At 69.7% G+C, this 26,187-nt stretch carries 22 protein-coding genes; 6 read left to right on the top strand and 16 right to left on the bottom strand.

Features of this window, described 5'->3' with window-relative positions:
- Window positions 1–27 precede the first annotated feature (27 nt).
- Both ABVN73_RS16850 and ABVN73_RS16845 read right to left on the bottom strand, forming a co-directional pair.
- Window positions 28–837 (bottom strand): lysozyme inhibitor LprI family protein, encoded by an 810-nt coding sequence (locus ABVN73_RS16850; RefSeq protein WP_353860763.1) that lies wholly within the window; start codon window positions 835–837, stop codon window positions 28–30.
- A gap of 12 nt (window positions 838–849) precedes the next feature.
- Window positions 850–1,776, bottom strand: a complete 927-nt coding sequence (locus tag ABVN73_RS16845; protein WP_353860762.1) for a hypothetical protein — start codon at window positions 1,774–1,776, stop codon at window positions 850–852.
- Window positions 1,777–2,036: 260 nt separating this feature from the next.
- Here ABVN73_RS16845 and ABVN73_RS16840 point away from each other — a divergent pair, with 260 nt between their 5' ends.
- From ABVN73_RS16840 to ABVN73_RS16830, 3 genes are all read left to right on the top strand, one after another.
- Window positions 2,037–5,381, top strand: coding sequence for a transglutaminase family protein (locus tag ABVN73_RS16840; protein ID WP_353860761.1), 3,345 nt, complete (start codon window positions 2,037–2,039; stop codon window positions 5,379–5,381).
- Between the two features lie 192 nt (window positions 5,382–5,573).
- Window positions 5,574–8,105: a circularly permuted type 2 ATP-grasp protein gene (locus ABVN73_RS16835; RefSeq protein WP_353860760.1), complete on the top strand. Its 2,532-nt coding sequence runs from the start codon at window positions 5,574–5,576 to the stop codon at window positions 8,103–8,105.
- Window positions 8,106–8,166: 61 nt separating this feature from the next.
- Window positions 8,167–9,063, top strand: a complete 897-nt coding sequence (locus ABVN73_RS16830) for a transglutaminase family protein (protein WP_353860759.1) — start codon at window positions 8,167–8,169, stop codon at window positions 9,061–9,063.
- 157 nt (window positions 9,064–9,220) lie between these two features.
- On the opposite strand, the gene ABVN73_RS16825 is transcribed toward ABVN73_RS16830, so the two are convergent.
- The 3 genes from ABVN73_RS16825 to ABVN73_RS16815 all read right to left on the bottom strand — a co-directional run bounded on the left by ABVN73_RS16825 (window position 9,221) and on the right by ABVN73_RS16815 (window position 14,004).
- Window positions 9,221–12,358, bottom strand: coding sequence for an efflux RND transporter permease subunit (locus ABVN73_RS16825; protein ID WP_353860758.1), 3,138 nt, complete (start codon window positions 12,356–12,358; stop codon window positions 9,221–9,223).
- Window positions 12,359–12,362: 4 nt separating this feature from the next.
- The gene (locus tag ABVN73_RS16820) at window positions 12,363–13,493 is read right to left on the bottom strand and encodes an efflux RND transporter periplasmic adaptor subunit (protein ID WP_353860757.1); all 1,131 of its coding nucleotides are present in this window, start codon (window positions 13,491–13,493) and stop codon (window positions 12,363–12,365) included.
- 142 nt (window positions 13,494–13,635) lie between these two features.
- Entirely contained in the window at window positions 13,636–14,004 is a 369-nt protein-coding gene (locus ABVN73_RS16815; RefSeq protein WP_353860756.1) for a hypothetical protein, read from the bottom strand.
- 166 nt (window positions 14,005–14,170) lie between these two features.
- Here ABVN73_RS16815 and ABVN73_RS16810 point away from each other — a divergent pair, with 166 nt between their 5' ends.
- Window positions 14,171–14,986, top strand: a complete 816-nt coding sequence (locus tag ABVN73_RS16810) for a phosphodiesterase (protein WP_353860755.1) — start codon at window positions 14,171–14,173, stop codon at window positions 14,984–14,986.
- On the opposite strand, the gene ABVN73_RS16805 is transcribed toward ABVN73_RS16810, so the two are convergent.
- Window positions 14,944–15,804: a glycosyltransferase gene (locus ABVN73_RS16805; protein ID WP_353860754.1), complete on the bottom strand. Its 861-nt coding sequence runs from the start codon at window positions 15,802–15,804 to the stop codon at window positions 14,944–14,946. The genes ABVN73_RS16810 and ABVN73_RS16805 overlap by 43 nt on opposite strands.
- 261 nt (window positions 15,805–16,065) lie before the next feature.
- Here ABVN73_RS16805 and ABVN73_RS16800 point away from each other — a divergent pair, with 261 nt between their 5' ends.
- Window positions 16,066–16,692: an ATP-dependent Clp protease proteolytic subunit gene (locus ABVN73_RS16800; protein ID WP_353860753.1), complete on the top strand. Its 627-nt coding sequence runs from the start codon at window positions 16,066–16,068 to the stop codon at window positions 16,690–16,692.
- 97 nt (window positions 16,693–16,789) lie between these two features.
- Here ABVN73_RS16800 and ABVN73_RS16795 read toward each other — a convergent pair whose 3' ends face one another.
- Both ABVN73_RS16795 and ABVN73_RS16790 read right to left on the bottom strand, forming a co-directional pair.
- Window positions 16,790–17,002, bottom strand: coding sequence for a hypothetical protein (locus ABVN73_RS16795; protein WP_353860752.1), 213 nt, complete (start codon window positions 17,000–17,002; stop codon window positions 16,790–16,792).
- Between the two features lie 58 nt (window positions 17,003–17,060).
- Window positions 17,061–17,573, bottom strand: coding sequence for a hypothetical protein (locus ABVN73_RS16790; protein ID WP_353860751.1), 513 nt, complete (start codon window positions 17,571–17,573; stop codon window positions 17,061–17,063).
- A gap of 271 nt (window positions 17,574–17,844) precedes the next feature.
- Here ABVN73_RS16790 and ABVN73_RS16785 point away from each other — a divergent pair, with 271 nt between their 5' ends.
- Window positions 17,845–19,329: a tetratricopeptide repeat protein gene (locus ABVN73_RS16785; RefSeq protein ID WP_353860750.1), complete on the top strand. Its 1,485-nt coding sequence runs from the start codon at window positions 17,845–17,847 to the stop codon at window positions 19,327–19,329.
- Window positions 19,330–19,333: 4 nt separating this feature from the next.
- Here ABVN73_RS16785 and ABVN73_RS16780 read toward each other — a convergent pair whose 3' ends face one another.
- The 8 genes from ABVN73_RS16780 to ABVN73_RS16745 all read right to left on the bottom strand — a co-directional run bounded on the left by ABVN73_RS16780 (window position 19,334) and on the right by ABVN73_RS16745 (window position 26,178).
- Window positions 19,334–20,374, bottom strand: a complete 1,041-nt coding sequence (locus tag ABVN73_RS16780; RefSeq protein ID WP_353860749.1) for a TIGR01620 family protein — start codon at window positions 20,372–20,374, stop codon at window positions 19,334–19,336.
- Window positions 20,371–21,780 carry a YcjX family protein gene (locus ABVN73_RS16775; RefSeq protein WP_353860748.1) on the bottom strand — a complete coding sequence of 470 codons (1,410 nt, stop codon included), beginning with the start codon at window positions 21,778–21,780 and terminating at the stop codon, window positions 20,371–20,373. The genes ABVN73_RS16780 and ABVN73_RS16775 overlap by 4 nt, the downstream gene beginning before the upstream one ends.
- An 85-nt stretch (window positions 21,781–21,865) precedes the next feature.
- Window positions 21,866–22,879: a GTPase Era gene (gene era / locus ABVN73_RS16770; protein WP_353860747.1), complete on the bottom strand. Its 1,014-nt coding sequence runs from the start codon at window positions 22,877–22,879 to the stop codon at window positions 21,866–21,868.
- Entirely contained in the window at window positions 22,872–23,621 is a 750-nt protein-coding gene (gene rnc / locus ABVN73_RS16765) for a ribonuclease III (RefSeq protein ID WP_353860746.1), read from the bottom strand. The genes era and rnc overlap by 8 nt, the downstream gene beginning before the upstream one ends.
- Window positions 23,622–23,684: 63 nt before the next feature.
- A complete protein-coding gene (gene lepB / locus ABVN73_RS16760) occupies window positions 23,685–24,455 on the bottom strand; it encodes a signal peptidase I (protein ID WP_014198741.1) in 771 nt (256 codons plus the stop codon).
- Window positions 24,452–24,907 carry a holo-ACP synthase gene (gene acpS / locus ABVN73_RS16755; RefSeq protein WP_114859997.1) on the bottom strand — a complete coding sequence of 152 codons (456 nt, stop codon included), beginning with the start codon at window positions 24,905–24,907 and terminating at the stop codon, window positions 24,452–24,454. The genes lepB and acpS overlap by 4 nt, the downstream gene beginning before the upstream one ends.
- The gene (locus ABVN73_RS16750) at window positions 24,904–25,656 is read right to left on the bottom strand and encodes a pyridoxine 5'-phosphate synthase (protein WP_353860745.1); all 753 of its coding nucleotides are present in this window, start codon (window positions 25,654–25,656) and stop codon (window positions 24,904–24,906) included. Before ABVN73_RS16750 ends, acpS begins: the two co-directional genes overlap by 4 nt.
- Window positions 25,657–25,755: 99 nt before the next feature.
- The gene (locus tag ABVN73_RS16745; protein WP_353860744.1) at window positions 25,756–26,178 is read right to left on the bottom strand and encodes an HIT family protein; all 423 of its coding nucleotides are present in this window, start codon (window positions 26,176–26,178) and stop codon (window positions 25,756–25,758) included.
- Window positions 26,179–26,187: the final 9 nt, after the last annotated feature.

The raw sequence follows: 26,187 nt of genomic DNA, 5'->3' as shown, positions 1-26,187 counted from the left end.
CGCTGCTCGGACGTCCGGTCCGCCGCCTCAGCGGCAGCGGACGAAGGTGGCGCCGAAGGCCGGTGGGTCGAGCGTCAGGAACAGGCGGTCCAGCCGCGGCGCCTCGGCGGCGTCCAGGCGCAGCACGCCTTCCGGCAGCCCTTCCTCCCCGCCGAAGGACAGGCCGTCCGCCAGATCGCCCTCGCCGGGCGCCAACGGGCCCTCCAGCGGGAAGGCGGCAATGCGCGGGTCGTGCAGGCTGAATCCGCCGTCGCCGGTGATCTCCAGATAGGAGGTCCGGCAATCGTCGATGGGCGTCCGGGTCGCCGGGTCGGCCTTGGCCCAGCGGCCGGTCAGGGCCGGCAGGTCCGCCGAGCGCTTCGCCGGGCCCGGTTTCGCCGGGCTTTGGGCGACGGTGGCAACCGGGCGCTGCGGGGCGGACGCCGACACGGTCAGCGGCTCGTCGGCCACCGGGGCGCGGCGGGCGGCCAGCTCGGTCTCCAGCGCCTTGGTGCGGTCGGCCATCTGGCGCGCCAGACAGGCGGCGCGGTCCTTGCCTTTCTTCGGGTCGGCCACGTCGGCCTCCGCCACCGGGCAGGCGGCGTCCCGCCGCTGGACCCACGCGCGCTGGCCGGCGGCGACCGCCTCCTCTCCGGCCTTTCCAGCCTCGTCGGACAACGCCCGCAGCGCCAACTCAAGCTTATCGGCGGCGGCGGCGAGCGACGGGTCGCGACAGAGCAGAATCGCCACCGGCGCATCCCCGGCGCAGTCCGCGGGCTTGGCCGCCTCCCCGCCGGTGTCCGCCGCCATGGCCGTTCCGGCCACCAGCATGCCCGCCAGAAGAATCGCTGCCCGCATCGCACACATCCCTTACGCCGGAAACGCTTCCAGAACGGCCTTCACCTGCCGCTGGAAATCCTGGTCGCTGCGATAGCGCGTCAGGACCGTCTTGTCACGCTGAACGAGGAAAAAGATGTCCTCGCGGCTGGGCAGGGAGCGCGGGTTGGGCTTGTCCAGCAGTTCACCGTTCCAGCCGATCCGCGCCATAAAATAGACGGCACGCGAGTTCAACATGAACAGCTTGTTGTCCGGCGCCATCTTCTCCCGGCGCAGCAGTGCGTAAAGATAATAATTCCGACCATGAAAATAATTGACATAGATTGACTGCAGGGCGGCGAAGCGCTCATCGGGGCTGGTGTATTTCTTAATCTGCCGTTCCAGTTTGAATCCGGCAAAAAAATACTCCCGAGCTTCGTTCTCGAAAGAGAAGGCGGAGCCGCGGATCTGGGCCAGCTGTTCCCCATACTTGCGCAGAACGCGCCCCATCAGCAGTTCGAGAAAGCGCCGCTCCGCCGCGAGATCATCGGGCGTCTGCAGGATCATCTCGAAGACGTGGCGGAGATGGTAGGGGTGCCGGACCATGATGACCGGAACGCTCGACGCCGGACGCTTTTCCCGTCCCCCCCGCTCCCCCAGCATGGTCGCGGTCGGCGACACCGAGGCGATCACCGAGGAAATGGTGTCCTGGATCTTCCACCGCCGCTTCACCTGCGCGGACTGCTTGCCGATGTGGAAACGCGCCAGACGGCGCTGCCACCGGCTGCGCCACGTCTCCCTCGGCGCCTTGTGCGTCGGCAGGTTGCCGACGACCAGCGGGTTGCCGAGCACGTCCGACGGCGGCGGCAGCGGGTTGAAATTGAAGTATTTTCCGGTGACGACGCCGCGCGTGGCACCGCCGGGCGCTCCATCGCCCGCCGGAGCACCGCCACCCATGGACAGGCCCGCCAGCGTCGCCATTTCCGATTCACACTCTGCCTGGGTCGCTCCCGTTCGGCGGACGGGGCCGACGGTCAGGGATCAGGTCTTTATAAAGCGGGCGGAGCGATGATGAAAGGCGCAACCGGTCCACTCTGACACTGCATGTTTTTTGTGCAACCAGTTCGTGCCGCGCCCGCGAAGGCACTCTGGTCTGCGCGAACTCTTCGATGGTACTATGCCTTGTCCGTGCGGCGGAGGGCCGCAGAGGACCGGCCAGCGCAGACAACGGGTGGAACTTCATGGCGATCCACGTCGCTCTCAACCACAAGACCGTCTACCGTTACGACCGTTTGGTCAATCTGGGGCCACAGATCATCCGGCTCCGCCCGGCTCCCCACTGCCGCACTCCGATCCTCAGCTATTCGCTGCGCGTCACCCCGAAGCATCATTTCCTGAACTGGCAGCAGGACCCGCAGTCCAACTACCAGGCCCGTTTCGTCTTCCCGGAAAAGACCCGCGAGTTCATCGTTGAGGTCGATCTCGTCGCGGAGATCGCGGCGATCAACCCCTTCGACTTCTTCCTGGAGGAGAAGGCCCAGACCATCCCCTTCGCCTACGAGCCGTGGCTGGAGCGCGAACTGCGCCCCTATCTGGAGGTGGAGGAGCCGGGGCCGCTGCTGGCCGATTACCTGACCGGTATTCCGCGGGAGCCGGCGGCCTCCATCAATTTCCTGGTCGACATCAACCAGCGGCTTCAGAAGGACATCGGCTACGTCATCCGCCTGGAGCCCGGCATCCAGACCTGCGAGGAGACGCTGGGCAAGCGCACCGGGTCCTGCCGCGATTCGGCGTGGCTGCTGGTGCAGATCCTGCGCAACCTCGGTCTGGCCGCGCGCTTCGTCTCCGGCTACCTGATCCAGCTCACCGCCGACCAGAAGGCGCTCGACGGCCCGTCCGGCCCCGAGGAGGACTTCACCGACCTGCACGCCTGGACCGAGGTGTTCCTGCCCGGCGCCGGCTGGGTCGGTCTCGACCCCACCTCCGGCCTGCTGGCCGGCGAGGGGCACATCCCGCTGGCCTGCACGCCGGACGCCTCCTCCGCCGCCCCCATCTCCGGCCTCATCGACGAGTGCGAGGTGGAGTTCGGCCACAAGATGTCGGTCACCCGCATCTATGAGGCGCCGCGCGTCACCAAGCCCTACACGCCCCGGCAGTGGGCGGAGATCGAGGCGCTGGGCCACCGCATCGACGAGGAGTTGGCCGCCGGCGACGTGCGCCTGACCATGGGCGGCGAGCCGACCTTCGTGTCCATCGACGACATGGACGGGGCGGAGTGGAACACCACGGCGCTGGGCCCTAACAAGCGCAAGCTCGCCGCCGACCTCGTGCACCGGCTGGCCAACCGCTTCGCGCCGGGCGGGCTGCTGCATTTCGGCCAAGGCAAGTGGTATCCCGGCGAATCGCTGCCGCGCTGGGCGATGACCGTCTACTGGCGCCGCGACGGCGAGGCGCTGTGGGCGAACAGCGACCTGCTGGCCCGCGAGGACACCGACTACGGCCACACGGCGGAGGACGCCGGCGCCTTCCTGGTGACGCTGGCCGGTAAGCTGGGGCTGGACCCGTCGCTGGTGCTGGCCGCCTACGAGGACCCGTGGCACTACCTGCGCCGCGAATCGCTTCTGCCGGTCAACGTCGATCCGCTGGACAGCAAGCTGGAGGACAAGGAGGAACGCGCGCGCCTGTCCCGCGTCTTCACCCGCGGCTTGAACGAACCGGTCGGCTTCGCCCTGCCGATCAACCGCAAGATGACCCAGCAGGGGCCGGTGTGGCTGTCCAGCGCCTGGCCGCTGCGCCAGGAACGGCTGCTGCTGATGCCGGGCGACAGTCCGGTCGGCTACCGCCTGCCGCTCGGCTCGCTGCCCTGGGTGGCGCCTCAGGACTATCCCTATTCCTGGGAGACCGACCCGTTCGAGGAGCGCGCGCCGCTGCCGCCCAACCGGGTGCCGCTGCGCCAGCACACCCTGCGCGAGGAGGCCGACCGCCAGGACGCCTCCCGGCGCAACGAACGCGTTCAGCGCGCCATGGCCGAGGTGCGCAGCGAGATGCCGGACCACGGCAAGTCCGCCTGGTGGGTGGTCCGCACCGCCCTGACCTGCGAGGCGCGCAACGGCCGCATCCACCTGTTCATGCCGCCGATGAACACGCTGGAGGACTATCTGGCGATGCTGGCGGAGATCGAGGCGACGGCGGTCGAGCTGGACATGCCGGTCGTCATCGAGGGCTACCAGCCGCCGAAGGACCCGCGCCTGAACTCGCTGGCCGTCACCCCCGACCCCGGCGTGATCGAGGTGAACATCCACCCCGCGCACGATTGGGACGAGCTGGTCCGCAACACGCTGGAGCTTTACGAGGACGCCCGCCAGTCACGGCTGGGTGCCGAGAAGTTCATGATCGACGGGCGCCACTGCGGCACCGGCGGCGGCAACCATGTGGTGATGGGCGGCGCCACCGCGGCGGACAGCCCCTTCCTGCGGCGGCCCGACATGCTGCGCAGCCTGATCACCTTCTGGCAGAACCACCCGTCGCTGTCCTACGCCTTCTCCGGCCTGTTCATCGGCCCGACCAGCCAGGCGCCGCGCGTGGACGAGGCCCGCGACGACGCGCTCTACGAGCTGGAGATCGCCTTCAACCAGATCGACAAGGCTGCGGCGACGGGGGACTGCCCGCCCTGGATGGTCGACCGCGTGCTGCGCAACCTGCTGACCGACGTCCAGGGCAACACCCACCGGGCCGAATTCTGCATCGACAAGCTCTACTCCCCGGACAGCTCCACCGGGCGCCTCGGGCTGGTCGAGTTCCGCGCCTTCGAGATGCCGCCCCACGCCGAGATGAGCCTGACCCAGCAGCTTCTGCTGCGCGCCCTGGTCGCGCGCTTCTGGAAAGCCCCCTACAAGGGCAAGCTGGTGCGCTGGGGGACGGAGCTGCACGACCGCTTCATGCTGCCCTACTTCGTGCAGCAGGATCTGGCGGACGTCGTCGCCGATCTGCGCGAACACGGCTATCCCATCGAGGAGCGCTGGTTCGACCCGCACATGAACTTCCGCTTCCCGGTCTACGGCCACGTCAACCAGCGTGGCATCGCGCTTGAGCTGCGCATGGCGCTGGAGCCCTGGCACGTCCTGGGCGAGGAGCCGGGCGGCGGCGGCACCGTGCGCTACGTCGACAGCTCGGTCGAGCGTGTGCAGGTGCGGGTCACCGGCCTGACCGACGCGCGCTACGCCATCACCTGCAACGGCCGCCGCGTGCCGCTGATCCCCACGGGGACGGAGGGCGAGTTCGTCGCCGGCGTGCGGTACCGGGCGTGGCAGCCGCCCGCCTGCCTGCACCCGACCATCCCGGTGCACACGCCGCTGGTCTTCGACATCCTGGACCTGTGGGCGGGCCGTTCCATCGGCGGCTGCACCTACCACGTCATGCATCCGGGCGGGCGCAACTACGACACCTTCCCGGTCAACGCCAACGAGGCGGAGGGGCGGCGCCTCGCCCGCTTCTTCCCCTTCGGCCACACGCCCGGTCCAATGGACGCGCCGGCGGAGGAGCGCAATCCGCAGTTCCCGATGACCCTGGACCTGCGGCGCGGCTGACCGGTCCTCCCCTTCCCCCGGCCGGAATACGCCTTTCGGCCGGGGGACGCCGATGCACCGCTTGCATCGGCGGGGGCGGGCGTTCACACTTGCCGCGCATTGCACCGCCGTGAACGTACGATCCGAACCTTGGCCGACCGCGATTCGCCCTTTCTTGACCCCAGCGCTCCCCCTCCTCCGGGGCTGCGTCCGGTGCCGTTTCTCCAGGGGTCGCTGTTCGGCGAGGCTGACGCCATGGGCTATGGCCGCGGCGAGGTCTATGACGAGATGGTCACCGGGCAGGGCCGACTGCGCCCGCACTGGCAGACCTTCATGGGCACGCTGGGGCCGCTCGACCCGGAGCTGATGGCCGAGCGCTGGGAGGAGGCGCGGCGCCTGCTGCACCAGAACGGCGTCACCTACAACATCTACGGCGACCCCAAGGGAATGGAGCGGCCCTGGCCCCTCGACATGGTGCCGCTGCTGATCCCCGCCCACGAGTGGAAGGCGGTCGAATCGGGCCTGATCCAGCGCGCCACGCTGCTGAACGCGGTTCTGGCGGACATCTACGGGCCGCAGACCCTGACGCGCAGCGGGCGGCTGTCCCCGGCGGTGATCCACGCCGACCCCGGATTCCGCCGCGCCGTGCACGGGATTCCGGTGCCCAACGACATCCACCTGCATTTCTACGCGGCGGACCTCGCCCGCGCGCCGGACGGGCGCTGGTGGGTGCTGTCCGACCGCACCCAGGCGCCGAGCGGCAGCGGCTACGCGCTGGAGAACCGGGCGGTCCTGGCGAAGGTGCTGCCGGACAGCTTCCGCCACTGCCAGGTGGAACACCTCACGCCCTTCTTCGAAGCGTACAAGGAAACTCTGCTGTCGCTGAGCCCGCGCCGCGACCAGCCGCGGATCGTCCTGCTGACGCCCGGCCCGTACAACGAAACCTATTTCGAGCACGTCTATCTGGCCCGCTACCTCGGCATCACGCTGGTGGAGGGGGCCGACCTGACCGTGCGCGACCGTCAGGTCTATCTGAAAACGCTGTCGGGTCTCGAACCGGTGGACGTGATCCTGCGCCGCCTGGACGCCGATTTCGCCGACCCGCTGGAGCTGCGCGCCGACAGCTCTCTGGGCGTGGCCGGGCTGATCGAGGCGGTGCGCGCCGGGAACGTGGTGGTGGCCAACTCGCTCGGCTCCGGCTTCCTGGAGTCCATGGCGGTCAAGCCGTCGCTGCCCATGCTCTGCCGCCATCTGCTGGGCGAGGAGCTGAAGATGCCCGGCGTCGCCGTCTGGTGGTGCGGCAACGACGACGAGCGCGCCTACGTCATCGAGCATCTGGATGGGCTGGTGGTGAAGCCGGCCTTCCCTTCCCTGTCCTTCGAGCCGATCTTCGGCGCCGACCTGTCCTCGGCCGAGCGCGCCGCCCTGGTCGAGCGCATCAAGGCCCGCCCCTGGTGCTACGTCGCGCAGGAGCGGCTCGCCCTATCCACCGCGCCGGTCTGGCAGGGCGGGCGGCTGCAGCCGCGCCCCCTGGTGCTGCGCGTCTTTCTCTGCGCCCGCCCGGACGGCAGCTACACCGTCATGCCTGGCGGCCTGACCCGCGTGTCCACCGAATCCGGCAAGCTCGTCGTCTCCATGCAGCGGGGCGGCGGCAGCAAGGACACCTGGATCCTGTCCGGCCGCCGCGCCGAGGCCACCCCGGCGACGCCGCGCGCCCAGCCGGCGCAGGAACCGCAGCCGGCGCCCAAGGCGGCTTCCGCCGACCTGCCCAGCCGGGTGGCCGACAGCCTCTACTGGCTGGGCCGCTACGCCGAGCGGTCGGAGGGCACGGTGCGCCTGCTCCGCTCCACCCACTCCCGCCTGACCGACGGCAACGTGCCGGGCGCGTCGCTGCAGCTGCGCCCGCTGCTCCATCTGATGGCCTGGGAAGGCATGATCCCCTGGGACCTGACGCGGGTCACCGCGCTGGGCGGCGGGCGGGCGCTGCGGGCGGCGCTCTACAGTTCCGTCGTCGATCCCGACCATCCCAACAGCCTGCGCGCCCAGGTGCAGCGGGTGCACCGCACCGCCTATTCGGTGCGCGACCGCCTGTCGCTCGACATGTGGCGGGTGGTGACGATGCTGGAGCGGCAGAGCCAGCCGCCTGCGCACAAGCTCGACGCCGCCGCCATGCTGCTGCGGCTGGACGATCTGATGACGTGCCTCGCCGCCATCGCCGGGCTGGAGCAGGAGAGCATGACGCGCGGCCAGGGCTGGCGCTTCCTCGACATCGGCCGGCGCATCGAGCGGGCGCTCCACATCATCTCGGTGATGCGCGGCACCCAGGTCCACGCGCTCGACCGCCAGGACGAGCCGGTGCAGGTGGCGACGCTGAGCGTGCTGCTGGAGCTGGGGGAGAGCGTGATGACCTACCGGTCCCGCTACCTGACCAGCGTGCGCCGCCGCCCGGTCCTGGAACTGCTGCTGGCCGACGAGTCCAACCCGCGCGCCCTGGACTTCCAGCTGGCCGCGCTGGAACGGCACGTCGCCGCCCTGCCCAGCGGGTCGCAGGCCGTGCCGGGCGACACGGCGGCCTCCGCCCGTTCGATCCTCGGCGCCGCCCGCGCCTCGCTGCGCGCGCCGGACGCGCTGGATTCGGGCGCCGCCCTGCACACGCTGCTGGACACGCTCGCCCTGTCGCTGCCCGAGATTTCCAACCTTCTGACCCACGCCTATTTCAGCCATGCCTTTGCCCGACCGGCCTGACCTCTCCCCGTCCGTGGCCGGCGCGGCCCCCGCTGACGATCACTCCGGTGGCGGATTTGGCGTGCGCTTCCGCGTGCGCCACACGACCCGCTACGACTATGGCGAGGACGTGTCGGTGTCGCACCATCTGCTGCACCTGACCGCCCGTCCGCACCCGCGCCAGCGCGTCCACCACAGCGCGCTGACCATCCTGCCGGCGCCGGCGGTGCAGTCGTCCCACACCGACTATTTCGGCAACACCGTCACCTACGTCGCCATGCAGGAGCCGCACGGGCAACTGGTCCTCACGGCGGAGAGCGAGGTGGAGGTCGGCCCGCCGCCGCCGCTGGACGCCGCCGCGACTCCGTCCTGGGAAAGCGTGCGGGACTCGCTGGGCAGCCTGAGCGGACCGGAGGACGGGGCGGAGGTGGTCCAGTACCGCTTCGACAGCACGCTGGCCGCGGCCAGCCCGACGCTGCACGACTACGCCGCGCAATCCTTCACGCCCAGCCGGCCGGCGGCGGAGGCCGCGCTGGATCTGATGCGGCGCATCCACGACGACTTCACCTTCGACCCCGCCGCGACGACGATCGCCACCCCGCTGGCCGAGGTGATGCGGCACCGCCGCGGCGTCTGCCAGGACTTCGCCCACATCGTGGTGGGCTGCGTCCGGGCGATGGGGCTGCCGGCCCGCTACGTCTCCGGCTACCTGCGCACCCTGCCCCCGCCGGGGCGGCCGCGCCTGATCGGCGCCGACGTCAGCCACGCCTGGGCCTCAGTCTGGTGCGGCGCCGAGGCCGGCTGGGTCGACGTCTGCCCGACCAACGCGCGCCGCGCCGACCAGGATTTCATCACCATCGCCTGGGGCCGCGACTACGACGACGTCAGCCCCGCCCGCGGCGTCCTGATGGGGGCCGCCGGCCACACGCTGTCGGTCAGCGTCGATGTCGAGCCGCTGGAGGAGAACAGGGCGTCCTGATGTCCTTTCAACCCTCTCCCCTCCGGGGAGAGGGTGGCCCGGAGGGCCGCTGAGGGGGTTGCGCTTTTGCCGGACGTACTGCCACGCACACCCCCCTCACCCTAACCCTCTCCCCAGAGGGGAGAGGGGATTTGCAATGAACCCCAATGCTTGGCGATCACTCCGCCGGCTGCGGGTGCGCGCCGGTGGGAGGATGGCCGGTCGGGTGGCTGGCGGTGCCGTCCACCGCCGGGAAGGGCTTCTTCCTGGCGATGTAGCTGTAGACCGTCGGCACCACGAACAGCGTCAGGAAGGTGCCCAGCAGCATGCCGCCGACGATCACCGCGCCGATGGCCTGCCGGCTCTCCGCACCGGCCCCATGAGCGTTGGCGAGCGGCACAGCGCCCAGCACCATGGCGCCCGTCGTCATCAGGATCGGCCGCAGGCGCAGCACGGCGGCCTCCTCCACCGCCTTGCGGATGTCCACCCCCTCGCGCTGGAGCTGGTTGGCGAACTCCACGATCAGAATGCCGTGCTTGGTGATGAGGCCGACGAGCGTCACCAACCCGATCTGGCTGTAGACGTTCATCGTCCCGCCGGTGAAATGCAGGGCGGCCAGCGCGCCGGTCATCGACAGCGGCACCGTCAGCATGATCACGAAGGGGTCGATGAAGCTCTCGAACTGCGCCGCCAGCACCAGATAGATGAAGGCCAGCGCCAGGATGAAGACGAAGTAGAGCCCCGTCGCCGATTCCCGGAACTCGCGGCTCTGCCCCGCATAGTCGGTCTGTGCCGTGGCCGGCAGCACGCGGTTCGCCGCCGCCTGGAGATAGCCCAGCGCCTCGCCCAGTGAGGTGCCGGGCGCCAGGGTGGCGGTGATGGTGACGGAGCGCAGCTTGTTGAAGTGGTTCAATTCCTTGGGCGCCACCCGCTCCTCGATGCGGACGAGGTTGGCGAGCGAGATCATCGCCCCGGCGCTGGTGGCAACCCCGGCCTCCGCCGCCATGGTCGGCGTGCCGCGGACGTAGATGGAGGCGATGTCGTCCGGGTTGCGGCGGTCGACGTCGCCGACCTGGACCACCACGTCGTACTGCTTGCCCTCCTTCTTGAAGCGGGTGACCTGCCGTCCGCCGAGCAGGGTTTCCAGCGTGCGGCCCACCGTCTCCACGTCCACCCCGAGGTCGGCGGCCTTGTCGCGGTCGATGGTGATGCGCAGTTCCGGCTTGTTCAGCTTGAGGTCGGTGTCGAGGTTGGTCAGGCCGGGGAACTTCCGCGCCTCCGCCATCAGCCCGTCGACCATCTTTTGAAGCTCGTCGTAGGGCAGCGAGCTTTGGATGACGAAGTTGACCGGCTTGTCCACCGGGCTCTGGCCCAGCGAAGGTGGGTTGGTGACGAAGGCGAGGATGCCGGGGATGCCGAACATCTTGGGGAAGAGTTGGGCGGTGATCGCCTGCTGCTTCACGTCGCGCTCGTCCCAGTCGATCAGGCGGACGAAGGAGATGCCCTGGTTGACCACCGGGAAGCCGACCACGACGAAGAACTTTTCGACGATGGGGATCTGGCGGAACAGGTCCTCCATGCGCTTGGCGTAGCTTTCCGTGTAGTCGAGCGTCGAGCCCTCCGGCGCGATGGCGATGCCGACGATGGTGCCGCGGTCCTCGACCGGCGCCAGCTCCGACTTCAGGCCGGTGAACAGCGTGTAGCTGAGCCCCGCCACCACCGCGCCAACCAGCAGCACCAGCGGACGGGCCTTCAGCGACAGGCGCAGGATGGCCCGGTAGCCGTTGGTCAGCCCGTTCAGCAGCCGCTCGATAGCGTTGTAGAGCGCGTTGTGCTTGGTCTGGTGCTTCAGCAGCTTGGAGCACATCATCGGCGACAGGGTCAGGGCGACGAAGCCCGAGACGATCACCGCTCCCGCCAGCGTCAGGGCGAACTCGGAGAAGAGACGGCCGGTGCGCCCGGTCATGAAGCCGATGGGCGCGTAGACCGCGGCCAGCGTGATCGTCATCGCGATGACCGCGAAGCCGATCTCCTTCGACCCCTGCAAGGCCGCCTGGAAGGGCGGCACGCCCTCCTCGATGTGGCGGTAGATGTTCTCCAGCATCACGATGGCGTCGTCCACGACGAGGCCGATGGCCAGCACCATGGACAGCAGGGTCAGCGTGTTGACCGAGAAGCCGAAAGCGTACATCAGCGCGAAGCCGCCGATCAGCGACACCGGGATGGTCACCAGCGGCACCAGCGTGGCGCGGAAGCTGCGCAGGAACACGAAGATGACCAGCACGACCAGGACAATGGCCTCGAAGATCGTGCTGAACACCGCGTCGATCGACTTGGCGATGAAGACGGAGCTGTCGTAGCCGACATCCACCCCCATGCCGTCGGGCAGGGCGGCGCGGATCTTCGGCAGCGCCTCGTTCACCGCCTTGGAAACGTCCAGCGGGTTGGCGGTGGACTGCTTGACCACGCCGATGGCGACGGCGCCGCGCCCGTTGAAGCGGGCGCTGACCCGCTCGTCCCGCGCCCCCAGCTCGGCCCGGCCGACGTCCTTCAGCCGGACCAGATAACCGCCGTCGTCGCGCAGGATGATGCGGTCGAACTCCTCCGGCGTGCGCAGGTCGGTCTCGGAGACGACGGTGAACTCCCGCGCCTTGCTCTCGACGCGTCCGGCCGGAATCTCGACGTTCTGCTTGCGCAGCGCGTTCTCGACGTCCTGCGGGGTGACGCGGTAGGCGGCCATGCGCTGCGGGTCGAGCCACAGCCGCATGGCGAAGCGCCGCTCGCCGAAGATGCGCACCTGGGCGACGCCGGGCAGGTTCTGCAGCCGGTCCTTGACGTAGCGGTCGGCGAAGTCCGTCACGTCCAGCGGCGAATGGCGGTCGGAGGAGAAGGCCAGATAGATGATCGGCTGGGCGTCGGCCTCCACCTTCGCGATGACCGGCTCGTCGATCTCGTTGGGAAGCTGGGCGCGCACGCGGCCGACGCGGTCGCGCACGTCGCTGGCCGCCGTGTCGACGTTGCGGTCCAGCCGGAAGCGCAGGGTGATCTGGCTCTTCTCCGCGCGGCTGATCGAGGACATCACGTCGATGCCCTCGATGCCCGACAGCGAGTCCTCCAGAATCTGGGTGACCTGGCTCTCGATGATCTCGGCCGAGGCGCCCTTGTAGGTGGTTTCCACCGTGACGACGGGCTCGTCGATCTTTGGGTATTCGCGCACCGACAGGCGCTGGTACGACACGATGCCGATCAGCATGAGCGCGAGGCTCATGACCGTCGCCAGGACCGGCCGGCGGATGGAGATGTCGGAGAGGACCATCGGCTCAGCTCCCCGCCGGCTTGTTGTTGATCACCACCACAGGCGCGCCGTCGCGGATCTTCAGCTGGCCGGCGGTCACCACGACGTCGCCGGGCTGCAGGCCGGCGGTGATCTCCACCTCGGCGTTGCGGCGCTCGCCCAGCGTGACGGTGGTCTGCACCGCCTTGCCGTCCACCACCTTGAAGACGAACTGCTTGTTTCCGAAGGCGCTCACCGCCTGCTCGGGCACCAGAACGGCGTTCGGGGTCTGGTCCAGCGTCAGGGCCACCCGCGCGAACAGGCCGGGGCGCAGCGCGCCGTCCTTGTTGGGGACGCGGGCGCGGATCACCACGGCGCGGCCGTTCACGTCGACCAGCGGGTCGATGGCGTAGACCGTGCCGTCGAAGGTCCGCCCGCCGAAGGAGTCCACGGCGACCTTCAGGGTCTGGCCGGTGCGGACGGTCGGCAGATACAGCTCCGGCACCCGGAAATCGAGCTTCAGGATCTCGATGGCCTCCAGGTTCACGATGTCCTTGCCCGCGGCCACCACGTCGCCCACCGAGACCTTGCGCAGGCCCAGCACGCCGTCGAAGGGCGCGGTCAGGGTCAGCTTCTCCAGCTGGGCCTTGGCGAGTTGCACCGCCGCCTCGTCGGACTGGAGCTTGGCGAGCGCCTGCTCGCGGTTGCGGGCGGGGCCGGTGCGTTGGCGGTACAGCTCGTCGGCGCGGGCGAGTTCGGCGCGGGAGAAAGCGATGCTCGCCTGCGCCTGGGCCAGCGTGGCGCGGGCGATGGAATCGTCCAACCGGATCAGCACCGCGCCCTTCTTCACCGCCTGCCCTTCCAGGAAGGCGATCTCGGAGACCTTGCCCGCCACCTCGGGCCGGATGACCACCGACTCGCTGGACAGCAGCGAGCCGACCGCGGTGACCTGACGCGACACGGTGCCGATCTTGACCGGCAGGGCCTCCACCGGCATCGGCGGCGCGCCGCCCGGCGGTCCGCCCGCCCCCGGCCCCGCGGAGGCGCCGCCGGGGGACGGAACCTTGCCGGCGAGCAGCGTGTTGATGGTTCCGCCCTGCTTGACGAAGTACCAGTAGGCGCCGCCGCCGAGAGCGACCAGGACCAGAAGGGCGACGATGCGAAGCGTGTGGCGCATGGATACGGAACCCGCACAGGCCCGCCGGCCCGCCGGGCGGGCGCGCGGGGCGTTTCGTGTCAACCGGGCCGCTGTGATCGGCGGGCGGTAAACTGAACTATATCGTTCAGTTCAGTTCCGGAGTCGAGACGGTTGCAAGGGTTCAGGCGCGTGAACGCGGCGGTTCGGGTTGCACGACCCGTCCCTTCTCCATGTCCAGCCGCGCGCCATCGGGAAGAATCACCGTCAAATCAGCGGGTTGACCGGGACCGACCGCGGTGCAGCCGCCGCGCGGACGAACCGGCCCGCCATCAAGGCAGAGACCGGGCGCGCAGCAGGGCGCCTCGCCCGCCGGTAGAACCGCGCGAATCCGATCGCCTTCAATGCGAACATCAGCCAGCAGGGCGCCATCCGCTCCGGGCGGCGGGGTCCCCTCGCCGAGGTCCGGGGAGTCGATGCGGGCACGCTTCAACCAGAACTTCCCGGACGCCAGCAACCGGGCGAGCAGACAGGAGGAGGTGGACGCGCTCATTCCCCGATCCGATGCAGTGGCGGCAATTCTGTCGTTCGGCCGATGGCTCAGCCTGTCACGGAAGCGTAAAGGAAGTTTTGCTCTGGTTGGACTCTTGAAGACTTCCGGGAAATCGGCGATGTGACAAGGCTTGGTCCTCAGACCTTCGCCTTGCCAGGGGTGCCCGATGCTGATCGCCCAGATGTCCGACCTGCACGTCACGGCCCCCGGCACCGCCCCGACAACCGACCACGACACGAACGCACGGCTCGCCGCCGCGGTGGCCCATCTGAACGCGCTGGTGCCGCGCCCCGACCTCGTCCTGATCACCGGCGACCTGATCAACGGACCGAAACCCGGCGAGTACGAGGCGCTGTCCGCCCTGCTGGAGCCGCTTGCCCTTCCCGTCCGCGCGCTGCCGGGCAACCACGACGACCGCGACGGCTTGCGCCGCACCTTCGCCGCGACCGGCTGGATGCCCATGGAGGGTCCCTTCCTTCATTATGCCGTCGAGGAGTTTCCGGTCCGCGTCCTGATGCTCGATTCGGTCGTTGCCGGAAGCGCGGTGGGTGGACTGTGCGCGGACCGGCTGCGTTGGCTGGCGGAGCGTCTGGCCGAGCAGCCGGAGCGGCCGACCGTGCTGGCGCTGCACCATCCCCCATTCGACACCGGGCTGGCCTTCCTCGACACGCTGCGCTGCCTGGAGGGTGCGGAGGAGTTGGGTCGGCTGACGCGCAGCCGCCCCAACGTCCGGGCCGTCCTGTGCGGTCACACCCATCGCCAGACCGCGGTCGCCTGGAACGGGACGCACGGCTACGTCGCCCCATCCGTGGCCTACCAGATCGCCCTGGACCTCGCGCCGGAACCGCCCTACCGCTGGACGGACGAGCCCTCCGCGCTCGCCCTCCACCAGTTCCGTCCGGATGGGTCGGTGGTCACGCATCTCAGCGTGATCGGCGACTATCCCGGCAGGGAGTTTTCGCGCAAGGCCAGGAACTCCTGAAAACTGGCGCAGCGCCCGGCGGCGTGCGCGGTCATGTAGGCGGCGTTCAGGGCGCGCTTGGCGCCCAGCGCGGCGGCGAAGCGGTCGCGCAGCGCGGCGTCGGCAATCCGCAGCCCGTCGCCGTTCAAGCGGTCGAGGACATGGCGATAGCAGAGGTCCGCCCGCGTGCCGCTGTCGGCGGAGCAGGTGATCGACCCCTCCCGCTGCCGGTATTCATAGAGCGGTTCCAGCACCAGCGGCAGGCGCCCCAGCCGGTCAAGAACCTGGACGTTGAAGACCACGTCGTCGCAGAAGTCCACCCCCTCCTCCCATCCGGGAACGAGGTCGCGGCGGACCACGAAAAACATCGGGACAGAGGTCTCCAGGAAGGCCGCCGCGTCCAGCGTGGTTGTCCCGGCATCGGGCGGAAACAGGGTGCAGAGCGGCGCGCCGTCGCCGTCGCGCACCACCGCCACATTGTCCGCCGTCGCCCCCTGCGCCGCCGCCAGCGGGGCCAAGCGCGCCAGCCGGTCCGGCGCGAATCGGTCGTCGGCGTCCAGCGGGGCGATCAGGGGCAAGCGCGCGCAGCGCAGCCCGGCGTTGCGCGCCGCCGGAGCGCCGGACCCGACGCGGCCGGTTCCGGTGAAGGTCAGGCGCGAGTCGGCGATGCCGGCGGCCGCCAGAAGGGCGCGGTAGTCGGTGCCGTCGTCGCTGACCACCACCGCTTCCCAGTGGGGAAAGCTCTGCGCCAGCAGGCTGGAGACGGCGCGGGCGATGGTGTCCTGCGCCCGAAAGGCCGGAATGATGACCGAGACGCCGCTCCCGCCGCCCTCATCCATGCACCGCCCTCCGATTGTGCAGGGAAGCAGTTTGCGGTCCCGATGGACGGTCGGCAAGCGCCGATCCGCACCGATGCGGCTAGCCTGAGCGCGACTATGACGGTGCGGGGGTGGGATTTGGCGTCGCGGCCCGTTGAACAAGGAACCGATACGGGCTATGTGGAGAAACGAGTGGCGTGGTTCGGTCCCCATCCGACATCCCAGGCCCCCGCAAGCCAAAGCCCCCCGGTAGACACGCCGACCTCAGGGAGTTCAAAAACGATGGCGCAAGACGGATACACCCGCTTCGACGACGAACCCGAGCAGGAGCCGGACGAGAAGTCGAAGGAAAGCGCCCCGCCGCCGTTCGCTGCCGTGCAGTCGAACCTGTTCAAGGCGCGCACGGTGCTGATCTTCGGGCAGATCGACATGAAGCTGGCGCAGGCCGTCTCGGCCCAGCTGCTGGCTCTGGCCCACGAGAGCAACGACGACATCACGGTCGTGGTGAACTCCCCCGGCGGCCACGTCGAGGCGGGCGACACCATTCACGACATGATCCGCTTTGTGAAGCCGCGCGTGAAGATGCTGGGCACCGGCTGGGTCGCCAGCGCCGGCTGCCACATCTTCCTGGCCGCGAAGAAGGAAGACCGCTTCTGCCTGCCGAACACCCGCTTCCTGATCCACCAGCCGCTGGGCGGCACCGGTGGCCGGGCGACGGACATCGCCATCGAGGCGAAGGAAATCATCCGCATGCGTGAGCGCCTGAACCGCATCATCGCGCGCGAGACCGGCCAGCCGGTGGAGAAGGTGTCCAAGGACACCGACCGGAACTACTGGATGCTGGCCGACGAAGCCCGCGAGTACGGCATCGTCAGCCACGTCATCGAGAGCTTCGACGAGTTGAAGTAAGCGGATCTCCGGAACGCACAAAGCCCCTCTCCTGCGAGAGGGGCTTTTTTTATGGCCGCGGCTTGACGTGAGCGATCAAGCCCGTCGAATCAGCCAGTTACACGACGATGTTCAGATTCTGCCCGCGCGTGGCCGTGACGTTGCCACCGGCCGACGCGCCGTCCGAGCCGCCCTGGAGCAGGGTGGCGATCGCCTGGTCCTGCTGCTGCGCGGTCTGGTTCAGCGTCTTCACGCCGAAGTCAATCTGTCCCTGCGCCTGCCGCAGGCCGACCGCGGCACCCAGGGTGGAGGAGGAGATGTCGAGAGCCATCGGAGGATGCCTTCAAAGGAAACAGCCGGCCGACGCCGCACGGTCCGCGTCGCGCCGGTCAGATGACCACGTTGACGGAGCCGGCACCCGCCGAGGGAGCGGCCGCCGCGTGAGCCGCCATCGGGGTCGAGGCTACCACCGGCGGCGTGTGCGCGGAAGTCCCCTGTGACGGGCTGGAGCGGCCCCCGCCGGTCGCGGAAGGAACCGCCGCCCACCGGTGCACGTTCGAACCGCTGGCGGAGGTTCCATTCTGGCCGGCGCCGTTCGGCTGGTCCTGCCCGTCCGAGCCGCCGACCAGAAGCTCAAGCGATGCCTTGCCGCTCTTCCGGTCCTTCTGGGCCTCGCGGTACTGCCGCAACGCCGCCTCGGTGGGGATCTGGTCGAGAGTCGCCCCGTCCTCCGGGCTGCGGAACAGAAGCACCAGCCGCGACGCTTCGGCGTCGTAACGGTAGGCGGTCTTCGTGTAGCGCCCGGAAGTGAGCGGTTCGGACTGTCCGGTGGCGGGGTCTTTTGCGGACGGAGTCCCGGCGTCGGCCGCGTTTTCAACAGCGTCGCTGTTGCGGGCCGTCATGAAGGCCAACGGCCTTGCAGCCGTTGCGGTGGCGAGGGCCACATTCATGACATTACACCGATGTTTGGACAATCCAGATCATATATTGCAGCCGCACTCGTGCATTGTAAAGGGTTCGTTCACCTTTTTTCCGGCTATGCCGAAGGACGGACTCCCTCAGGCTGTTTGCGGCACCAAGGTTTCGCATTCCAGGACCGCCGGGCCCGTTCCCCACCCTTTCTCACAGCCGTGGCACTTGCGGAGGGGCGCCGGGGTGCTTAAGCCTGTGGGCATGGCTACGATCGCGGAAGCGCTGGCGCTCGCCCTGGAGCATCATCTGGCCGGCCGGCTGGCCGAGGCCCAGCAGTTCTACCACCGCATCCTCGATGTGGAGCCGGAGCAACCGGACGCCCTGCATTTCCTGGGTGTCCTGGCCGGGCAGGTGGGGGAACAGGCGCTCGGCCTGCAACTCATCGCCCGCGCCATCGCCCAGCGCCCCGAGGCGGCGGACATGTACGCCAACAGCGGCAACATCCGCCGTTCGTCCGGGCAAGCCGAGGCGGCGGTGCGGGACTACCGGCGCGCCGTCGCCCTCCGGCCCGATTTCGCGGAAGCCTGGACCGACATGGCGAACGCCCTGCGCAGCCTGGGCCGCTCCGCCGGGGCGATCACCGCTCTGGAACGCGCCGTCGCGTCGGCCCCCAGCCTCGCCATCGCGGTGGAGCGCCTGGGCGCGCTGCGTCACGAGGAGGGGCGCCTCCTGGTCGAGCAGGGGCGCGGCACCGAAGCCCTGCCCCCGCTGGCCCGCGCCGCGGAATTGCTGCCGCTGGACGCCGACGTCGCCTTTCTCTACGGCAACGCTCTGTTCGCCATGGGGCTGCGGGAGGACTCCACCCTCGCCTACCGCAACGCCCTGGCCATCACCCCGGATTTCCCGTCCGCCGCCTTCAATCTGGGGGTCGCGCTGGGGGTCGTGGACCGGCTGGGGGACTCCGCCCGCGCGCTGGAGCGGGCGGCCCGTCTGGACCCACGCCATCTCGACGCCATCGACCGGCTGGTCGTCGCCCTCGCCTTTCTCGGCCGGGACGACGAGGCCGCGGTGTGGGGTGAGCGCGCGCTGGACCTGAAGGACCGGACGGCGATGGACACGGCCCCCGCCCTGCCCCCGCTGCCCGCCCAGCCGCGCGGCGTGGAGCGGCGTCACCGCGACATCGTCGCCTTCAGCCTGTGGAACGGCCAGCCGGCCGGCGCCCACGACCCGGCGGAGATTTTGCGGCGGACCGTGGCGCTCTATCCGGGCTGGGCCTGCCGGGTTTATCACGACGGCACCTTTGCCGCCGACCGGTTGGCCGAGTTGGCCGCGGCGGGGGCGGACCTCGTGGCGTTGGCCTCCGACGCGTCGACCGGCGGTCCCTATTGGCGCCTCGCCGCCGCCGACGATCCGACCGTGGCGCGCTTCCTCTGCCGGGATTGGGACGCGCTGCCGTCCGCCGACGGAAAGGCGGCCGTCGATGCCTGGGTCGCCTCCGGCCAGCCCTTCCACGTCCTGCGCGACGGGGTTCTTCACACGGAGGTGATGACGGGCGGGCATTGGGGCGGCGTCGCCGGACTGCTGCCCGACCTGTTGCCGCTGGCCGAGCGCCACGCCGCCGCCGAGGCGGACCGGGCGCAGGACCACCGGTTCCTGCGCCGCATCGTCTGGCCGATGATCCGCGATCGCGCCCTGATCCACGACCGCGCCCATCCCCGGCACGGCCGGCCCTTCCCCACGGTGTGAGCGGCTACAACACCTGCTTCGGCAGGGACAGCAGCTCCTTGCGGATCTGGCCCATGCTCGGGCGGTTGTCCGGTCCGAAGGCGATGGGGCGGCACAGATGCATGGCGGTCAGCCCGACCCGCGCGGTCAGCAGCCCGTTGATCACCCCCTGCCCCATGCGGGTGGAGATGGCGGCGGCGATGGAGCCGCCCAGCGCCTCGACGGCGACGTGGTGGGCGCTTTCCGCCACCCCGGCGACGGCGAGGTTGGCGAGCATCCGCCGCAACAGCCGCAGCGACCCGACATAGCCGGGGCGCGCGCCATAGAGCGCCGCGATCTCCCGCACCAGCTTCAGGTTCCGCCACAGCACCACGGCGAGATCGACGATCGCCGCCGGGCTGAGCGCCGTCGCCACCGCCGTGTCGCGCGACGCGCGCAGAACGGTCTGGTAGGCGCGGCGGTCCAGCGGCCCCATCACCTCGCGGTCGAGCAGACGCAGGATCTCCGCGTCGTCGTGGGCGTCGGTCACATGGTCGCGCACCCGCTCCAGCGCGGGCGCCAGATCGACGCGGCCCTCATAGAGGCGGGTCAGAGACCCGGCGAAGCGCTCGGCGTGGCCCGGCTCCCCGGCTTGCGTGACGATCTCCGTGGACAGGCGCCCGGCCTCGCCGCGCAGTTCCTCGATCTTGCGCAGGCGGCGCAGCGCGCGCAGTTCGCGCAGCAGCATGGCCAGCGCCGCCCCACCGGCCACCGTCACGGCGGCGGCCACCAGCACGCCCAGCGCGGCGCTGGTGGCGAAGGCGCGGTTGAACAGGTCCCAGGTGTCGAAGCCCAGCGCGATCAGCACCAGCGCGGCGACCGACCCGGCGAGCCAGCGGCCAAACCGGCTGCGCGGCCGGTCCTCCGCCAGCAGCGCGGGCAGGCGTTCCGCCGCCGAACCGGACAGGGGGCCGGCCAGGGGACCGGCGATGATCGCCTCCTCCTCCGCCGCGGGAACGGCGGCGGCGCGGGCGGGGTCCAGCTCCATCGGCGGGACCCAGTGGCGGTCGCGGGCGCGCTCGCTCATTCCAGATAATCCCCCAGCAGGAACTGCATGGCCTGGTCCAGCCGGATGTGCGGCAGGCCGCGCGCCTCGCGGGCGAGGTCGGCCGGCGGCTGGAAGGCCATGAAGTTGTAGGGCCGCTCCTGCCCCGGCGGGAAGTCGGCGTCCTCGGGAATCTCGCCGGGGAACAGCACCGTCGGGCGGTCGCGCCCGAGCGGCACGCCGCGCACGCAGCGCAACTGCCGCCCCTCATGCTCGGTCACCACCGTCTCGGTCGATTTCAGCGCGGCGATGGCCATGGTCTCCACCCGCGCCCCTTCGAAGCGGATGCCGGCACGGGCGTCGGACACCAGCCGGTCCAGCAGGTGGCGCAGGCTGCTGTGCTGGTGCGAGGCGACATGGTCGGCCTTGGTCGCGGCGAACAGCACGCGGTCGATCTTCCGGCCCAGCAGCCAGTCGAGCCAACTGCTGGAGCCGTGGCGGAAGGGCTCCAGGCTCAGTTCCAGGGCGCGCTTCATGTCCGCCATGCCCGCCGGGCCGGAGTTCAGCGCCCCCAGCACGTCGATCAGGACGATCTGGCGGTCGAGGCGTGCGAAATGCTCGGCGAAGAAGCGGCGGACCACCTTGGACTTGTACGCCTCGTAACGGTCCTCCATCAGCGCCCACAGGCTGCCGCGGGTGCGCGGACGGTCGCCCGGCAGCGGGCAGAAGGTCAGAAGCGGGGCGTTGGCCATGTCGCCCGGCTCGACGAACCGCCCCGGCTGGATCAGGCTGAGCAGATTGTCGGAGCGGCGGCAGGCGTGGAGATAGTCGGTGAACAGCGCAGCACCACGCCGCGCCTGCTCCTCCTCCGCCGGGGCCGCCGTGTCGATGGTGGCGAGCCAGCCGCGCCAGGACACCGACAGCTCGTCGCGCGGCGCCCGCCCGGCCAGCTCCAGGGTCAGCGCGCTCCATTCCGCGAAGGACTGGTGGAGCAGCGGCAGGTCGAGCAGCCATTCGCCGGGATAGTCGACGATGTCGAGATTCAGCGTGGCGACCGGCTGCACCGTACGCTTCAGAACCGCGTTCGGGCGGTAGCGCATCGACAGGCGGAGCTGGCTGATGCCCTGCGTTTCCTTCGGCCAACGGGGAATCGGCCCGGTCAGCTCGGCCAGCCGCTGCTCGACCTCGAAGCGGGGAACCTGGGCGTCGGGCTGGGGGCGCAGGCGCGACGCCTGGAAGCGCCCGGAGGACACCACGTCGAGGAAGGGAAGCCGCCCGGCCTTCAGCAGGTTGTCAACCAGAGAGGTGACGAACACGGTCTTGCCGGCCCGCCGCAGGCCGGTGACGCCGAGACGGACGTCCTGCTCCAGGATGCCGCCGGAAACGAGATCGCCGGCCCGCCCCAACAGGCGCGAGCCGGCGTCGTACAGGTCGTTGAAAATGGGCACGCGCACGGTCAGCCGGTCAGTGTTGGGGACGATCGCCCTTCTATATGGGAGACCGTCCGCCCACGCCTATACCCTGACCGGTGCTTTAGGACGCCCCGAAGTCGAGGTTCCAGGCCTCGTAGCGCTCCGGATCGTTTTCCCAATCCTCGCGCACCTTGACGAACAGCATCAGGTGGACGCGCTGCTCCAGCATCTCCTCCAGCTCGGTGCGGGCGGCCTGCCCCAGCGCCTTTATGCGGGAGCCCTGCTTGCCGAGCACAATGGCCTTCTGGCTGTCGCGCTGGACATAGACGACCTGGGAGATCTTGACCGACCCGTTCTCGAACTCCTCCCACTGCTCGGTCTCGACCGTCGCCGCGTAGGGGAGCTCCTGGTGAAGCTGCTGGAACAGCTTCTCGCGGGTGATCTCCGCCGCCAGGAGGCGCATCGGCATGTCGGAGATCTGGTCCTCCGGGTAATGCCAGGGGCCTTCCGGCATGCGGGCGGCCAGGAAGCCGCGCAGATGCTCCACGCCGTCGCCCGTCGAGGCGGACAGCATGAAGATGTCGGTGAAGATGCCCTCCTGGTTGAAGCTGTCGGCGAGGCCCAGCAGCTTCTCGCGCGGCACGAGATCGATCTTGTTCAGGATCAGGATCGCCTTGCGCCCCTGCTCCTTCAGCCGGGCGATGATGCCCAGCGTGTCCTGGTCGATGCTGCGGCGCGACACGTCGAACAGCAGGCCGACCAGATCGGCGTCCTCCGCCCCCTGCCAGGCCGCCGCCACCATGGCGCGGTCCAGGCGGCGCTTCGGCTTGAAGATGCCCGGGGTGTCGACGAAGATGATCTGGCTGTCGCCGGCGATGGTGATGCCCAGCACGCGCGTGCGGGTGGTCTGCACCTTGGAGCTGACGATCGACACCTTGGAGCCGACCATCGCGTTCAGCAGGGTCGACTTGCCGGCGTTCGGCGCGCCGACCAGGGCGACAAAGCCGCAGCGCGGGTTCTCGGGCACATAGGTGCCCTCGTCGGCATCCTCGTCCGTCCCGTCCGGAGCAGCGTCCACGCCCTGATCCTTGTCGTCGAAATCGTCGTCTTCAAACTTGTCGCGGCCGTCAGTCATCGACCTGCACTCCCAATTGGCGCAGCAAGGCGCTGGCCGCTTTCCGTTCGGCGACCCGCTTGGACGGGCCGGTGGCCGTCACCGGCTCCATGCCCTTCAGCCGGACCGCGATGCGGAACACCGGCTCGTGCGCCGGGCCGCTCTGCTCGATCAGTTCATAGGTGGGGATGGGCCGCTTGTGGCCCTGCGCCCATTCCTGCAACGCCGTCTTGGAATCCAGCGGCGGCGGGTCCGCGCGGTCGATCTGGTCGGCCCAGGCGGAGCGGATGAAGTCCCGCGCCTTGTCCATGCCGCCGTCCAGATAGAGCGCCCCGATCACCGCCTCGCAGGCGTCGGCCAGGATGGTGCGGTTGCTCCGCCCGCCGCCCTGCGCTTCCGACGGCGACAGGCGCAGGTAGCGCCCGAGCTGCAGCGCGTCGGCGACGCGGCTGAGCGCTTCCCGCCGGACCAGCGAAACGTGCCGCTTGGCGAGCGCGCCCTCGCGTTCGCCGGGGAAGCGTTCGAGCAGCCATTCCGCGATGACGAGGCCGAGCACCCGGTCGCCCAGGAACTCCAGCCGCTCGTAGGCCAGGCCGGGTCCCTGCTCGGGCCGTCCGCCGTGGGCGTTGCGCTCCAGCCCCATCAGGCTGGGATGGGTGACCGCGTCGGCCAACCGCTGCGGGTCGGCGAAGCGATGGCCGATGGCCGCGGCCAGCTCCGCAAGGTCGGCGGAATCGGCGCTCACGTCCGCGTCGGACGCCATGGGGGTCCCCCGTTCTTCAGGGCTCACAATAACAGATCTCCACGCCCCGGTGCTCGACGGGGCTCACTTCACAGCGTTGAACAGGCGGCTGAACCGCAGGTCCGCCGGCCAGCGCCACACCTCGAAGAAGCGCGTCCCGTCCTCCAGCGAGAAGAACAGGAATTCGGCGCGCCCGACCAGATTCTCCATCGGGACATACCCCACCTGCGACGGGACGCGGCTGTCCAGCGAGTTGTCGCGGTTGTCGCCCATCATGAACAGGTGGTTCGCCGGCACCTTGAAGGCCGGGGTGTTGTCGAGCGGACCGTTGTCCGACTCCTCGATGATGCGATGGCTGCGCCCACCCGGCAGGGTCTCGACATACTGCGCGATGCGGACCTCGCGGCCCAGCGCGTCGCGGGACACATAGTCCTCGATCCGCTCGCGCTTCACAGGCTGGCCGTTGATGTGCAGGACGCCGCCGGTCACCTGGACGGTGTCGCCGGGCAGACCGATGACGCGCTTGATGTAGTCGGTCTTGTTGTCGCGCGGCAGCTTGAACACGGCGACGTCGCCGCGCTCCGGCGCGTGGCCCAGGATGCGGCCCTCGAACAGGGGCAGCCCGAAGCCGACCGTGTACTTGCTGTATCCATAGGAGAACTTGGACACGAACAGGTAGTCGCCGATCAGCAGCGTCGGGATCATCGACCCGGACGGGATGTTGAAGGGCTCGAAGGCGAAGGTCCGCACGCCGAAGGCGATGATGACCGCGTAGAAGACCGTCTTCACCGTCTCGGCAAAGCCGCCTGTCTCTTTGGATTTGCCGGTCAAGGCGGTCTCTCTGTTCATGGTCATGCGGAGGGTGCCGTGGAGGTGGTGATGGAAGTATCGGCCGGTTCGGCGCTGATGATGACGAAGGCCTCGGCCATCGGGTACTCGTCGGTCAGCGTCACGTGGATGCGCGCCTGCATGCCCGGCGGGGTGATCGCCTGCAGACGCTCCAGCGCCCCGCCGGTCAGGCGCATGGTCGGCTGGCCGGAGGGCAGGTTCACCACCCCCATGTCGCGCCAGAACACGCCGTCGCGGAAACCGGTGCCCAGCGCCTTGGAACAGGCCTCCTTGGCCGCGAAGCGCTTGGCGTAGGTCGCGGCCCGCGCGCTGTGCTTGCCGGCGGCACCGGCGCGGCGCTCGGACTTGGCGCGCTCCACGTCGGTGAAGATGCGGGCGATGAAGCGGTCGCCGAAGCGGTCCAGCGACTGCTCGATCCGGCGGATGTCGATCAGGTCGTTCCCGATGCCCAGGATCATGAGACGCCTCCAGCCGCCGCACGGGCGTCCTTCATGACGGCGCGCATGCGCTGGAGCGTGTTGCCCAGCCCGACGAAGATCGCCTCGCCGATCAGGAAATGACCGATGTTCAGCTCCACGATGGTCGGGATGGCGGCGACCGCGCCGACCGTCTCGTAGCTCAGCCCGTGGCCGGCGTGGCACTCCAGCCCGATGGCCTCGGCGTGGGCCGCCGCCCGGACGATGCGCTCCAGCTCCGCCGCGCGCCGCTCCCCGGCGGGCGCGTCGCAATAGGCGCCGGTGTGCAACTCCACCACCGGCGCGCCCAGCGCCTTCGCCGCGTCGAGCTGCGCCGGCTCCGGGTCGATGAACAGCGAGACGCGGATGCCCGCGGCGCCGAGTTCGCCGACGAAGCGCTTGAGGTTGTCCATCTGCCCGGCGACGTCCAGCCCGCCTTCGGTGGTGACCTCGGTGCGCTTCTCCGGGACGAGGCAGCAGGCGTGCGGTTTGTGGCGCAGCGCGATGGCGAGCATCTCGTCGGTCGCCGCCATCTCCAGGTTCAGCGGCAGCCGGATCTCCGCCATCAGCCGCTCGATGTCGGAATCGACGATATGCCGGCGGTCCTCGCGCAGATGGGCGGTGATGCCGTCGGCCCCGGCCTCGGCGGCGAGCTTCGCCGCGCGCACGGGATCGGGGTGACGCCCGCCCCGCGCGTTGCGGACGGTCGCCACATGGTCGATGTTCACGCCGAGGCGCAGAGGGCGGGGCATAGGCTCGAAACTCCTGTGTCGCGCCGGTCCCGCCTCCTGCATCCGGCGGGCACCGGTTCTCCCTGCTATATAGCGGCGGTGTGGCGTCGCGTCACGCCGTCATTCGACGACGTGATGCGCGGCGATCCGCGCGGCGAGCGCCTTCAACTCCTCGATGGGCGGGTCGTGGCGCGGCCAGACCAGATCGGCGCCGTCGTTCCCGTAGCGCGGCACCACATGCACATGGATGTGCGGCACCGTCTGCCAGCCCGCCGGCTTGTTCGTCTGGAGAATCGTGATCCCCTCCGGCGAAAAGGCCGCTTGGACGGCGCGGGCGACCTTGTGGACGGTGCGGAACAGAGCCGCCGCCTCGTCCTCCGTCACGTCCAGGATGGTCGGGGCCGGGCGCTTCAGCGCCACCAGCACATGGCCGGGATTGACCTGCCCGGCGTCCATGAAGGCGAAGGTCTCCGCATCCTCGTACACCACGGCGCAGGGCAGCTCCCCGGCGATCAGGCGGCTGAAGATGGTCGGGCTGGACATGCTTCCCTT

It is taken from the genome of Azospirillum formosense (assembly GCF_040500525.1).
GTDB classification, from domain to species: domain Bacteria; phylum Pseudomonadota; class Alphaproteobacteria; order Azospirillales; family Azospirillaceae; genus Azospirillum; species Azospirillum formosense_A.
This window is presented reverse-complemented; position numbering and strand designations above follow the sequence as displayed.

Bases quoted from the DNA above. Each gene is read 5' to 3' on its own strand.
- era (WP_353860747.1), bottom strand. From the start codon at position 22,879: ATGACTGACGGCCGCGACAAGTTTGAAGACGACGATTTCGACGACAAG.
- ABVN73_RS16840 (WP_353860761.1), top strand. From the start codon at position 2,037: ATGGCGATCCACGTCGCTCTCAACCACAAGACCGTCTACCGTTACGAC.
- ABVN73_RS16825 (WP_353860758.1), bottom strand. From the start codon at position 12,358: ATGGTCCTCTCCGACATCTCCATCCGCCGGCCGGTCCTGGCGACGGTC.
- ABVN73_RS16780 (WP_353860749.1), bottom strand. From the start codon at position 20,374: ATGAGCGAGCGCGCCCGCGACCGCCACTGGGTCCCGCCGATGGAGCTG.
- ABVN73_RS16820 (WP_353860757.1), bottom strand. From the start codon at position 13,493: ATGCGCCACACGCTTCGCATCGTCGCCCTTCTGGTCCTGGTCGCTCTC.
- ABVN73_RS16790 (WP_353860751.1), bottom strand. From the start codon at position 17,573: ATGACGGCCCGCAACAGCGACGCTGTTGAAAACGCGGCCGACGCCGGG.
- ABVN73_RS16810 (WP_353860755.1), top strand. From the start codon at position 14,171: ATGCTGATCGCCCAGATGTCCGACCTGCACGTCACGGCCCCCGGCACC.
- ABVN73_RS16845 (WP_353860762.1), bottom strand. From the start codon at position 1,776: ATGGCGACGCTGGCGGGCCTGTCCATGGGTGGCGGTGCTCCGGCGGGC.
- lepB (WP_014198741.1), bottom strand. From the start codon at position 24,455: ATGACCATGAACAGAGAGACCGCCTTGACCGGCAAATCCAAAGAGACA.
- ABVN73_RS16750 (WP_353860745.1), bottom strand. From the start codon at position 25,656: ATGCCCCGCCCTCTGCGCCTCGGCGTGAACATCGACCATGTGGCGACC.
- ABVN73_RS16850 (WP_353860763.1), bottom strand. From the start codon at position 837: ATGCGGGCAGCGATTCTTCTGGCGGGCATGCTGGTGGCCGGAACGGCC.
- ABVN73_RS16800 (WP_353860753.1), top strand. From the start codon at position 16,066: ATGGCGCAAGACGGATACACCCGCTTCGACGACGAACCCGAGCAGGAG.
- ABVN73_RS16745 (WP_353860744.1), bottom strand. From the start codon at position 26,178: ATGTCCAGCCCGACCATCTTCAGCCGCCTGATCGCCGGGGAGCTGCCC.
- rnc (WP_353860746.1), bottom strand. From the start codon at position 23,621: ATGGCGTCCGACGCGGACGTGAGCGCCGATTCCGCCGACCTTGCGGAG.
- acpS (WP_114859997.1), bottom strand. From the start codon at position 24,907: ATGATCCTGGGCATCGGGAACGACCTGATCGACATCCGCCGGATCGAG.
- ABVN73_RS16815 (WP_353860756.1), bottom strand. From the start codon at position 14,004: ATGAGCGCGTCCACCTCCTCCTGTCTGCTCGCCCGGTTGCTGGCGTCC.
- ABVN73_RS16805 (WP_353860754.1), bottom strand. From the start codon at position 15,804: ATGGATGAGGGCGGCGGGAGCGGCGTCTCGGTCATCATTCCGGCCTTT.
- ABVN73_RS16795 (WP_353860752.1), bottom strand. From the start codon at position 17,002: ATGGCTCTCGACATCTCCTCCTCCACCCTGGGTGCCGCGGTCGGCCTG.
- ABVN73_RS16785 (WP_353860750.1), top strand. From the start codon at position 17,845: ATGGCTACGATCGCGGAAGCGCTGGCGCTCGCCCTGGAGCATCATCTG.